Genomic DNA, 12,261 nt, shown 5'->3' on the forward strand with positions numbered 1-12,261 from the left:
ACCTGTTATGAAGCCCTCATCGCTTTTATGCGTTGAGGGTTTTTTATTGGAAGTCATAAGATCACGCTTTGAACACATTTTTTAATGTCAATTTTAGTGATTAGTGGGAATGACTCTGAGCTCGGATAGAGGTGGTTTTTATCTTCATTGTCGATAATTAATGCCAATCAATTTTCGTTTATTCATTTTTTATTCAACTTTCATATATCATTTTGTCATAAATAAACGGTTCTTAAAAACTGAAAAGACAGTGGGGTTAACCGTACTCCATCGCTCGATTAGTGTTCTTTATCGTAAAAGGTAGATGATTAATTACGCAGTGAGTTTGTTGGTTTTAGCCATTTCATCTTATTTTATGCGGGTTATTTTTTCACTGAGAGTCTTGTTACTTTTTAACTTCAAACTGTTAACTTTTTGTTTTGTAACAAAGGAGGAAAATTTATATTAGTGTATGAACACCCGCTGTTTTTCCTATTTATTAGGGTTTGTTTTTTATCCTGAATGACGGGCAATCGTTGAGTTTGTGTCCTTTATAGGTTGTGGTGTGAAACCCGCTTATTGTGTTTTTTATGTTAACAAGAAATTGGTATGTCGAAGAAGGAACTGCCAAATAAATTACTTTTCATTTCATATTTGTTCAAATTACCCCCTTGCGCACGATTTCTATGCTCTAACTTGGCTTTTTACTAGTTTTCTCCCCGCTCAAATGTTGACACAGGTTAACAGTTTGTGGAATGATGCGTGACAGTCTACATCCTATCTTATATAGGAATTGAGAAAATAATAATTAACAATCATAATAGAAATACAGGCTTAGATACAGGAGTCAAATACAATAAAAATGCCTGTTATCGTTAAGTTAACAAATTTTTCATCACTTTAAATTGGTTGGGAACTATGTCCAAGGTAAGCAATAAAACAACAATCGCTAAGGCGCTTATAGGCGCATTAGCCTTAGCCGGTAGCCCACTCGTGATGGCCGACCCTCTTTCAAATGTCCAAAATGCTGACAGCAAAATTCATGCTGCTTCAGCGACGTCTCAAAAGAAAGTTGATAAGTATTTTGATCAAGCTCAAGATATGGTCTTTGAGTATGGTTCAGTCGCCGATGAGCGCGAGTCTACTAAAGCCTATAATGATTATTTAGCGGGTTTGGTCGCGGATCAAGAAGCGACCATGAAATCCATTCAAGATGATATCAATGGGATTGATACTTTACGTCAAGGTGTTGTACCACTCATGTTTAAAATGGTGGATACACTGGATCAGTTCGTTCAACTTGATCTGCCATTCAACACAGAGACACGTACCGAGCGTGTTGCTAACTTAAAAAGCTTATTAAATAGCGCCGAAGTGACGTTGGCTGAAAAATATCGCCTCATTCTTGATGCTTATAGCATTGAGCGTGAATACGGTAACTTTGTGGCAGTGGATACCGGTAAATTAAACCTTGATGGGAAAGACATGCTGGTTGATTTCTTCCGTTTAGGCCGTGTTGCCTTATATGCGCAAAGTTTAGATCAAAAATCGGCATGGATGTATAACGCTGAAACGAAGGGTTGGGAAACGCTGGATGACAGCTACTTACGCGATATCACCAAGGGTATCCGTATTGCACGTAAACAAGGTGCACCCGATCTCTTTGCGTTACCCATTCCAGCTGCGGAGGCTGCACAATAATGAAGAAGTTAATCAAAACAGCAATCCTTGCTTCTACTCTGTCGCTAATGTCAGGCATGGCCAGTGCAGCTGATGCACCTAAGTCCATTGACCAACTTTTAAAGCAAGTACAGTCAGAACGCGCCACCGATGCGAGAGTGAATAAGAAGCGTGAGCAAGAGTTTAGAAATGAGCGTGGTGATAAAGCGGCGTTATTAAAGCGTGAGAAACAAGCGTTAGCAGCTGAAAAGCAACGTGGTAAAGATCTCAATCAAGCGTTTTTAGATAACGAGCGTAAAATTGCCCAGTTAGAAGAAGACTTAAAAACGGCTCAAGGTGATTTAGGTGAAATGTTTGGTGTCGTTAAAGGCGATGCAGGCGATTTTGCTGGAAAACTTGCAGCTTCTAATATCAGCGCGCAGTACCCTGGTCGTAATACTTTTATTGAAGAGTTAGCCGCACGTAAGCAGCTGCCTAAAATTGAAGAGTTACACAAGTTCTGGGAAGCGCAGTTATTTGAAATGGCTGAGTCGGGTAAAGTCGTGACCTTTGATGGTTCTGTTACCGACATCGATGGCAGTGTTCAAAACACGAAAATTACCCGTGTAGGGACGTTTAACCTGTTAGCGAACAATGAATATGTTGTTTACAACTCAGACTTAAACCTGATTCAGGAGTTATCTCAGCAACCTGACGGTTATCAAGTTAGCCCTATCAAGAAGTTTGAAGCGACAACCTCGGGTTACGCCAAGCTGTATATTGATCCAGTTCGTGGTGTACTGTTGAATATTTTCACTCAAAAAGCGACCATCGAAGAGCGTATTGAAGCCGGTGGAACCATTGGTTACATCATTATTGCACTGCTTATCTTAGGTGCCTTAATTTCAATTGAGCGTTTAGTCACTTTAGGCGTAGTAGGCGCGAAAGTGAAGAGTCAGCGTAAGAACCTAGACAAACCGGGTAACAATGCATTGGGTCGTGTGCTTAAGGTTTATGATGACAACAAAGATGTTGATGTTGAAACATTAGAACTTAAGCTTGATGAAGCCATCTTAAAAGAAACACCGGCACTTGAAGCGCGTATTTCAATCATTAAAGTCCTTGCTGCTATTGCTCCGATGATGGGTCTATTAGGGACTGTAACCGGTATGATTGCGACGTTCCAAAGTATCCAGTTATTTGGTACAGGTGATCCAAAACTGATGGCTGGCGGTATTTCTATGGCGCTGATGACAACGGTTCAAGGTCTTGTCGCGGCGTTACCATTGATGTTAATGCATGCGGTTGTTGTTGCACGTAGTAAAACAATCGTACAGGTACTTGAAGAGCAAAGTGCAGGTATTATTGCTTCGCACGCTGAGAAGAGGAACGCCTAATGATGTTATACCTGATGGACTTATGGGATTCCGTCAGGGGCTTCATGGCCTCCGGAGGCGACGTCCTCTGGCTTGTAGCGGCTGTGCTGTTCGCTATGTGGGTATTAATGCTTGAGCGATACTGGTATCTAAAATGGGTATCGCCAAAACAACATCAAGCTATCATTCACACATGGGACGAAAGAGAGGATTCTACCTCTTGGTATGCACACCGGATCCGTGAAGCTTGGATATCCCAAGCGAAGCAAGATTTGACGGCTCGCATGCTGATCATAAAAACCTTAGTCGCCATCTGTCCTATGATAGGGCTACTTGGGACCGTAACCGGTATGATTTCAGTATTCGAGGTGATGGCAGTTCATGGGACGAGTAATGCTCGTATGATGGCAGCTGGTATTTCAATGGCAACCATGCCAACAATGGCAGGTATGGTCGCCGCATTATCAGGGGTATTTTTCAGTACTCGTCTGGATGCGCAAATGAAAATCAGTATCGAAAAGCTAAAAGACAGCATGCCGCACCACTAGAGAGAGATTGAACATGGCACGTAAAAAGCATTCCAGCGTGGAAGAGGAAGCGCAAATTGATATGACACCGATGTTAGACATCGTGTTTATCATGTTGATCTTCTTTATTGTAACAACATCGTTTGTGAAACCATCAGGTCTAGATTATAACAAGCCTGAAGCGTCTCAAGCGACCAAGAAACCCTCGGCTAACATTTTTATTGGCGTCAGTAAGACCGGCGTCATTATGATGGAAAACCGTCAAGTGGATATCGAGCGTGTAACGGCAAATGTGGAACGCATGTTAGCCGAATCACCCGAAGCCGCAGTGCTTATTCAAGCGGATAAAGAGGCCAAACATGGCTTAGTCATCAAAGTCTTGGATAACGTTAAAAAAGCGGGTATCGATAAAATCTCGGTTTCAGCGGGGAAAGATTAATATGCTAAGAGTAATAGTATCATTGATAGTTGGTGGTGCTGTGACTTTTGCTCTATTCGTTTTTATGGCCTTTTTGGTAGGTGGCGGTCCAACCCGTCACGCTGCCTCAACAGAATCGCCAGTGATCGAAATCACCATGAGCAAAGATGATGCCACAGCGACGAAGAAGCCTAGGGTAAAACCTAAGCCGCCTACGCCACCCGAGCAGCCGCCTAAGCCCGATGTGACACCACCTGATAGTTCAACTGATATTGATACCAATATTTCGTTTAATATGAATGGTGTCAATGCAGATATTACTGACTCAGGTTTCAAAATGGGCAGTATGATGACTCGGGATGGCGATGCAACACCGATTGTTCGTATTGAACCTCAATACCCGATTGCTGCCGCTCGTGATGGGAAAGAAGGTTGGGTACAGCTGAGCTTTACCATTAACGAAATTGGTGGTGTGGAAGATGTTAAAGTCATTAAAGCTGATCCTAAACGTGTCTTTGATAAAGAAGCTCGTAAAGCACTGCGTAAATGGAAGTACAAGCCTAAAATTGTTGATGGTAAAGCCATTAAACAATCAGGGCTGACAGTACAACTTGACTTTAAACTGGATAAAGGAGGTCAATAATGATGCGTAATATGAATTCAATCGCTGCTGCACTTGTTCTTTCTTTCGCCAGTGGTAGTGCTTTTATTGGCAGTGCTTATGCTGCCGATAAGTGTCCTATCGAAAAGCGTCAATCTAAAGCCGTTGGGCAAAGTGTCGCTAAAAAAGTACAGAAGTCGTTTGCGGCATACACTGAAGGTCATTTAGATGAGGCAATCAACATTTTGTTGGAAGCCAATGCTAAAAAGACCTTTGATAAAGCGTATGTTGCAAGGATGCTGGGTAACTTTTATGCTGAAAAATCTCAAATGGGTAAGGCGCTTAAGTATCTAAAAGAAGCGGTTGATGCCAATGTATTAGGCGGTGTTGATCACGCGGGTACATTACGCTTATATGCTGATTTGTTATTGCAAGAGAAAAAGTTTAAACAAGCTATTCCTTATTATTATGAATGGATGACTTTTACTTGTAAGCAAGATGCGCAAATTTATCGCCGCATTGGTATTGCCTATTCTGAAGAAAAAAACTGGAATAAAGTCCTTGAAGTTGTTGATAAAGGGATAGCACTCAGTGAGAAGCCTGATAAAGGGCTTTATCAGATGAAATTGACCGCTTACTTTAACAAAAAGCAGTATAAAAATTCCGTTAAAGTACTTGAAGTCATGGTGCCTTTGTTCCAAGACGACAAACGTCTTTGGGTACAACTCGCCCAGTTTTATTTGATGACTGAAGATTATACTAAATCACTGGCGACTTATGATTTGGCTTATAAGAATGGCTTTTTGGAAACGGCTGGCAATGTGACCCGTTTAACGCAATTGTTGGCGCAAAAAGGCTCGCCTTACCGCGCCGCTAACGTGTTCGAAAAAGGCATTAAATCTGGCTTGATTGAAACCAATGAGAAAAACTTAGGGACACTTGCCGGTTTTTATCATAATGCGAAAGAGCTAAAAGAAGCAGCCAGTTATTACGGCAAAGCAGCCGCGATTGATAATGATGGCGAACTTTATTTAAAGCAAGGTCGAATTTTGTCGCTTGATGGTAAGTATAAACCTGCAGTTTCTGCCTTGAAAAAAGCAATATCTGCTGGTATTAAAAATCCGGGTAAAGCGCAATTTGAACTGGCTTTGGCTTATTTGAGCTTGAAGGATTACAAACAAGCTTATAAGCGTGCTCAGTTAGCGGCTAATGATAAGAAAACGAAACGCAGTGCGACCAGTTATCTTTCTTATATTGAAGAAAAAGCACGAATACATAATGTGAGTCTGTAATCGACTGATTCTATATGTTGTTAAAAGCCCCATCATGGGGCTTTTTTATTGGCTAAATAACAGCAAGGTTGTTATAGCTGGGTGATCACCGTTACCTTATTGGTAGAACAATTAATCTCATTACTGACTTGCTCTATTTTTTCAAATAGGGATTCAATGCGAAGGGTATTGTTTGGCTTACAGATACACGCAGCCAAGGAAAAATCAATATGCGTTGAGTGCTGTTGACTAAATTCATGATTAAAATCCATGATGGTATTTTCAATGCGATTAATGATCACTTGGGTGACGGCGGGTGTGACTGAGAAAACTGCAATAGCAAAACGATGAGGATCAAGTCGTCCGAATAAATCGCTGTTTCTGAGTGTTGATTGAACATGACTTATTAACGATTTCAACAAATAAGGTTGTGTTACTGTTTCATGAATGTTCGGGCAGAGATACAATAACATCAGTCCTTGGTTTTCTTTAATATGGCGTTTCCATTCATGATGGAAGGACTCCATAAAATAGGTGTGATTATAAATTCCTGTTTCAGGATCGCGTACATCGGATTGATGAAAATCATAAATCATAATCAACTCCATTGACTGCCTTCCTTTAAGTATAGGAAATAAATAGCGGTCTATTGATAAGGTAGAATAATAATGAAAAAAGCAGTATTAGCAATATGGATCGGATTGGCTTTAGGCGTCAGTGGTTGCTCTCAAAATGAACCCAAAGAAGCAACGTCAACAGTTGATACACAAGTGACGAAGAGTGATGCTCAAGAGCAAGTCTATTTGACATTAGTCGATGATTATTTTAAGGATTTCTTACGCCTTGATCCTTTAGAAGCGACTTTTTCTGGCATTAATGATTATAATCATAAGTTTACCAATAAATTAACCGAAGACTATTTAGAGCGGCGTCATGGGTTAAACAGTCAATATTTAGCCAAGTTGAAAAAAATTGATCGTCAAGCATTATCACCTGCACTGCAGCTGAGTTACGATGTTTTTATGTATGATCGTAATATGGCATTGGCAAATGAAGCTTTTCCTCAATACTTCATGCCTATGGATCAATTTTCAAGTGATATCATTACCATGGTGCAACTGGGCAGTGGCGATAGTGCGCAGCCTTTTTATACCGTCGGCGATTATGAGAACTGGCTGGCAAGAGTCAAAGAGTTTATTCAGTGGTTGGGTGATGCGCAAGCGCGTATGAATGAAGGTATTGAGAGCCAAGTGGTGTTACCCAGAGTGTTAGTGGAGCGAATGATCCCACAATTACAAGCTCAACTCGTTGAAGATGTGACAAAGAGTGTGTTTTATCAGCCCATTACTCAGTTTCCTAATGATTTTTCAGAAACGGATCAGCAAGCGCTCACGACACAATACCGCGCGTTAATATTGGATGAGCTCATTCCAGCGTTATCCGGCTTTAAAACCTATTTAGAAACCCGATATTTGCCTGCAGCGCGCGGCAGTGATGGTTGGTGGGGATTGCCGAACGGTAAACTCTGGTATCAGCAGCTAGCGAATAAACACACCACAACGACGATGCCTGTTGATGACATTCATCAAATGGGTTTAACGGAAGTTGCGCGTATTCGCTCTGAAATGGACAAAGTGCGTGAGCAAGTGGGATTTAAAGGCGATTTGTCCGCTTTTTTCGGTGAATTATCATCTAATCCTCAGTATTTCTTTAAAAATAAAGAGGCCCTTATTCATGCTTATATGCAGCTCAAAGATAAAATAAATGCCAAGCTGCCAGAATATTTTGATGTGATGCCTAAGGCTGACTATGTTGTTAAACCAGTGGAAAGTTTTAGAGAGCAATCTGCTGCGGGTGCTTCTTATGAAGCCCCTGCGGTAGATGGTTCACGTCCGGGGGTGTTTTATATTAATACTTATAACCTCAAGGCGCAGCCTAAATGGGGCACAACAACCTTGTCGCTTCATGAAGCAGCGCCGGGACATCATTTCCAAATTGCGATTAAACAAGAGCTCACTGGGGTGCCTGAATTTCAGCGCTTTGGGAGTTATAATGCTTTTGAAGAAGGTTGGGCGCTTTATGCTGAGTACCTAGGGGTTGAAATGGGACTCTTTAGCGATCCTTATCAGTATTTCGGTAAGCTTGCAGATGAAATGCTCAGAGCGATGCGTTTAGTGGTCGATACGGGATTACACGCTAAAGGTTGGAGCCGTGAGCAAGCGATCCAATATATGAAAGACAATTCACCGATGGCTGAGTCTGATATTATTGCTGAGGTTGAGCGTTATATGGCCATTCCGGGTCAGGCCTTATCCTATAAAGTGGGCCAGTTGAAAATTTTAGCCTTAAGAGAAGAAACGCAGGCGGCATTGGGTGAACAATTTGACCTTCGAGCGTTTCATGATCAAGTGTTGACTTCAGGTGCTTTACCGATGGAAGTGTTAACCTTGAAAATTCAAAATTGGACAGCTTCTCAGTTAAAAAAGCAGAAATAAGCTCGATTAATGGGTTGTGAGGGGGGGGGCGACATGGATTATTACATATTTTAGTGGGTATTTTTAAGCAAAAAAGCGATAGTGCTTTTTAAAGTCGCTTTTTATTTTTATACTGTCAGAGTTTGTTGATGCCGATGTGTTGATTAAATCATCGGTTTACATTTATTTTTTGGAGTAACATTATGGTACAAGCCACAGCAAGACACCTTTTAGTAAGCACTGAAGATAAGTGTGCAGAGTTAAAGCAAGAGATTCTGGATGGTGCTGATTTTGGTGAAGTTGCTAAGGCAAACTCTTCATGCCCATCATCATCACAAGGTGGAGATTTAGGTTCATTTGGGCCTGGGATGATGGTAAAAGAGTTTGATGAGGTTGTATTCAATGCACCATTGAATGAAGTGCAAGGTCCGGTTAAGACTCAGTTTGGTTATCACTTGCTTGAAGTAACGAGTCGCAGTTAATGAGGTGCCCAAATCGATTGTCGGTATCGGATACTGCTATGGTGTGTTTACCGGTGATTTGGGCATAAGGTAAAAATGAGCATGAGTTCGCTTTTGCTCATTTTTATTCGCTTTCTTTTACTTCTTTTTACTGTTTTTTGATCCAGATCCATTTTTCCTGCTTATCATTCTTTTGATATCTTACTCTTCCTCTATACGCTGGGAAAGAAACCATTACATCTCTTTTCGCCACGTCAATGGACTTGGGGGAGCGGTCTATGCTATTTAAACGTCATCCTCATTCTTTAAAAAAAGGGCTTTAAACGGCCTCATTTGAGAGTTTCTTAAGCGTGCTTCTTCTGGTTATTGGGGGATAGGTATATAATATCGAGTAATGTGTCAATAAAAGGCGAGTCAGTGTGAGTAACGAAATTCCAGAATTAACCCTATCAGCAAGTGATGAATATATTGAGCTATATAAGATATTAAAAGTACAAGGAATGGTCAGTGGTGGTGGTGAAGCTAAGCACGTTATTTCTGAAGGTTTAGTATTGGTTAATGGTGAAGTCGAAACCCGTAAACGTAAGAAAGTGATGGCGGGTGAAGTCGTTGCTTTTAATGGTGAGTCGGTAAAAATCCTCGCGGCCCAATAAATCAGATTTTTAAAACGATACCCAATCCACCTGAATGCTGTATTTTTCAGTCGCTTGGGTATATCGGTCAATTAAAGTGTTAGTGGAGTAAGACATGCAATACCCTGATGATGATAATGGTAAAATGTTGACAGCAATGGCTGATGCGGGCATTGATTTATCAAAGGCGCTTGATATTGATTTCTTTTTAGTCTTTGATGATCAAAGAGATGCCGAATCGGCATTAGAAGGCATACAAACAACGGATTTGGACGGTGAAGTTGAGCTGTTATTGAATGATGAATCGGGAAAATGGGAGCTTATCGTTTGTCTTAATATGCTACCTGAGTATGATGCCTTGGTATCACAAGAATCTCATTTGAATGATTTTTCGGGTGAATTTGGTGGCGTCAGTGATGGTTGGGGTGTGATGCAACATCAAGACGGTGATGATGAGTTTATGGATGATGATCATGAACATGGGACAGATTGTAAGCATTGATCTGCTTTAAGCAGATCAATACAGTTCAAGATCAAGTTGAGTGTCGCTTTTGATGCGACACTCAGTGTTATTTTCGGTTGTTATATTTTAACTGTTAGCTTTGTGCTGTTAAAGTATTCACTTCATCGTTATTAAAGTTAAGTGCTGAAGGTCTTCGGCATTTCATATTCGCTTCAGCATTTAAGTTTAGCCTTCTAATTAAAGTGTCCCCTTTTTTAATTAAGCTTCGTTTAATGACTATCGTTTTTTCATTTTCCTCACGGCAGCGCTAAGATCGTGAGTTCCCACTCACACAGGGGTAAAGAGGACTGCTCGTCCTTATCCTCTTTACAATCTCCATGACGCCCGACGGAGCATTTCACTTTAATTCTCGATATACAAAAATATCTACCGCCTCATATTCGCCATCCGTGGCTCAACTAAGGCTATTATCGACATCCTGTCTTAATCACAATATTTTTTCTCGAATAATTAAAGCTACTCCGATGGGAATATTAAAGCACCAGCAGTGGGTTTATTTGATATTGATAACATGTGTTTGGATTGCAATACGTTAGCCGTATTTATCGCTTGCAGCGGGGTTTTGTGTAAATACACAAATAACATGCCGTGAATATCTGACCTGCAGGGATAGCAGGAAATGCCTTTTATTGTTGGCTTTTGGGAATTTAGTATTGGTTGAGTGTATTGTTAGTCGAACCTTCATTGATATTTATTGCCTGCAGCAGGCTTCTGTGCAAACTCACTTGTGACACAGCGCAAGTATATCCCTATAGCTTCGGCCGTGACAAATAACATCCATGTTTAACAGCCAGATAAATGTCCTTATTTATCGTTCCAAGCGCTTTGCTATGCAAATCCTCACCTTGTCACGGACGGTCACAACCGTGTTTACACTGAGTTGAACAGCAAAAGCTGTGTGTTGCGTTGATTTGGGTTGTTGGTTTTAAAGTATGGATTAAGTCATGATCTGATAATTGTGAGCAGGATCAATTGTTTTTACTTTGCCGTCACTCTGCTTCAAACCTTTTGTTTACAAAAGTAATAGTGAGGTGGTATTTTTGCGGGCTAGTATTGGGAGCATAGCGAATTAGATCTTTTAGTTTAAAATATAGGCTAAAAAAATCATAAAATCATTTAGGTAGTAACATGAAAATAACGGTTTTACTTTTATTCGGCTTTATAGTTTCAGGGTGCAGTACCGTTAAGTACGTAGAGCCAAGTGAGGGGCCTACAGCAAAAGTCCGATTTAGCTCTGACTTAAAAGAAATAGTAGTTGTGCGCGCTTACGATGATAGTGGATGCTCTAATGAAAGGGAATGGATGAGGCTGAGGAAAGGATTTCTGTTTAATAGCGATCCAAGAATATTAGACATTCCATTAAGTGATGGAATTCATAAAAATGCTTTTAAAGAATTTTATATTACTTCCGGTGAAGAGCACGTTTTTATGTTTAAAGGAATCGTTGTTAGTAACGCGGTGATACATTCTTGTGGAGTACCGATAAAAGTTGTATTTGAGTCAGGCAAGATGTACGAAGTGAAGCTTATTGCTGAGATCTAGGAACTATAGTCAAAAATTCAGTATGTGTTCGGTTGATATTAATGAAATCGTAGAAATAAGTAAAAACCAGTTTGAGCGTAAGAACATTTCTCATCATAAAAACTCAGTTGAAGGTTTTGGACCAAGGTGTAAAGAAGTTTTCAGAAAAAAGATGTCTTTATATCTGGCTAAGTTACAAGGTCGCCAGTTCAGCTTCTATTGATTGGGCTAACAACGGTTGAGCGCCTGTTTTTAATCGTTTCTCTTAACGGACTTACTGGTGTATCAATGGAAATAACACTACCATTTTCAATCATTGCGATGTCTCTTTTGTTAATTGTTGATCCGCCAAGATCAATTAACAGGCTACATCGCAACGTTTCTTTCTCATACACCAGAAACGACTATAGCTCGGTGTTTTTTCGATTTGTGGTTATTTTTATATAGCTGCCTACATTCTAATTTGTGTTCATTTCCTGCAGCAGCTTTTTGTGCCGATACCTCAGTGAGACGCTGTGAAGCCATCCTTGGCCGCTTTACGGTTTCAAATAACTTCCTTGCCTAAATGCCAGCCAAATATCCTTATTTGTCGCTCATAGCGGTCATTGTTATGACCTTCGCCTTGAAACCGAAACTCACTGTTGCATCTACACTAGGTTTCAAAAGCAAAGTGAGCGTCCGGCGAACTACGCCTTGCTTAGATTAACATGCCAAGGTAAGAGACTATTGAGGTCGCAGTTGGGAGAGGATAATTGTTCCAAACAGTGTGCGATATAATCGAAGGGGATTAAGCCATTCGATTACATCGAACATTGCTTG

Annotated in this window: 12 protein-coding genes; 11 read left to right on the forward strand and 1 reads right to left on the reverse strand. The window is 40.6% G+C overall.

Features of this window, described 5'->3' with window-relative positions; all coding sequences use genetic code 11:
* Window positions 1-897 precede the first annotated feature (897 nt).
* Genes L2764_RS13110 through L2764_RS13135 form a run of 6 tightly spaced genes read left to right on the forward strand, consistent with a single transcriptional unit; the run spans window position 898 to window position 5,852 of the window.
* Complete coding sequence (locus tag L2764_RS13110) at window positions 898-1,680, forward strand: DUF3450 domain-containing protein (RefSeq protein WP_248940706.1); 783 nt, start codon at window positions 898-900, stop codon at window positions 1,678-1,680.
* Entirely contained in the window at window positions 1,680-3,035 is a 1,356-nt protein-coding gene (locus L2764_RS13115) for a MotA/TolQ/ExbB proton channel family protein (protein ID WP_248940707.1), read from the forward strand. The genes L2764_RS13110 and L2764_RS13115 overlap by 1 nt, the downstream gene beginning before the upstream one ends.
* Window positions 3,035-3,562 (forward strand): MotA/TolQ/ExbB proton channel family protein, encoded by a 528-nt coding sequence (locus L2764_RS13120; protein WP_248940708.1) that lies wholly within the window; start codon window positions 3,035-3,037, stop codon window positions 3,560-3,562. Before L2764_RS13115 ends, L2764_RS13120 begins: the two co-directional genes overlap by 1 nt.
* A gap of 13 nt (window positions 3,563-3,575) precedes the next feature.
* Window positions 3,576-3,980 carry an ExbD/TolR family protein gene (locus tag L2764_RS13125; RefSeq protein ID WP_248940709.1) on the forward strand — a complete coding sequence of 135 codons (405 nt, stop codon included), beginning with the start codon at window positions 3,576-3,578 and terminating at the stop codon, window positions 3,978-3,980.
* A 1-nt stretch (window position 3,981) separates the two neighbouring features.
* Window positions 3,982-4,602 (forward strand): energy transducer TonB, encoded by a 621-nt coding sequence (locus L2764_RS13130; protein ID WP_248940710.1) that lies wholly within the window; start codon window positions 3,982-3,984, stop codon window positions 4,600-4,602.
* Between the two features lie 2 nt (window positions 4,603-4,604).
* On the forward strand, window positions 4,605-5,852 hold the full coding sequence (locus L2764_RS13135; protein WP_248940719.1) for a tetratricopeptide repeat protein: 1,248 nt from the start codon (window positions 4,605-4,607) through the stop codon (window positions 5,850-5,852).
* Between the two features lie 71 nt (window positions 5,853-5,923).
* On the opposite strand, the gene L2764_RS13140 is transcribed toward L2764_RS13135, so the two are convergent.
* Window positions 5,924-6,439, reverse strand: coding sequence for a diguanylate cyclase domain-containing protein (locus tag L2764_RS13140; protein ID WP_248940711.1), 516 nt, complete (start codon window positions 6,437-6,439; stop codon window positions 5,924-5,926).
* A gap of 60 nt (window positions 6,440-6,499) precedes the next feature.
* Here L2764_RS13140 and L2764_RS13145 point away from each other — a divergent pair, with 60 nt between their 5' ends.
* From L2764_RS13145 to L2764_RS13165, 5 genes are all read left to right on the forward strand, one after another.
* A complete protein-coding gene (locus tag L2764_RS13145; protein ID WP_248940712.1) occupies window positions 6,500-8,326 on the forward strand; it encodes a DUF885 domain-containing protein in 1,827 nt (608 codons plus the stop codon).
* Between the two features lie 182 nt (window positions 8,327-8,508).
* Complete coding sequence (locus L2764_RS13150) at window positions 8,509-8,787, forward strand: peptidylprolyl isomerase (protein ID WP_248940713.1); 279 nt, start codon at window positions 8,509-8,511, stop codon at window positions 8,785-8,787.
* A 398-nt stretch (window positions 8,788-9,185) separates the two neighbouring features.
* Window positions 9,186-9,419, forward strand: a complete 234-nt coding sequence (locus tag L2764_RS13155) for an RNA-binding S4 domain-containing protein (RefSeq protein WP_248940714.1) — start codon at window positions 9,186-9,188, stop codon at window positions 9,417-9,419.
* A 94-nt stretch (window positions 9,420-9,513) separates the two neighbouring features.
* The gene (locus L2764_RS13160; RefSeq protein ID WP_248940715.1) at window positions 9,514-9,900 is read left to right on the forward strand and encodes a ribonuclease E inhibitor RraB; all 387 of its coding nucleotides are present in this window, start codon (window positions 9,514-9,516) and stop codon (window positions 9,898-9,900) included.
* 1,149 nt (window positions 9,901-11,049) lie between these two features.
* Window positions 11,050-11,463, forward strand: coding sequence for a hypothetical protein (locus L2764_RS13165; protein WP_248940716.1), 414 nt, complete (start codon window positions 11,050-11,052; stop codon window positions 11,461-11,463).
* Window positions 11,464-12,261: the final 798 nt, after the last annotated feature.

This window comes from Shewanella surugensis, from assembly GCF_023284005.1.
Classification (GTDB): domain Bacteria; phylum Pseudomonadota; class Gammaproteobacteria; order Enterobacterales; family Shewanellaceae; genus Shewanella; species Shewanella surugensis.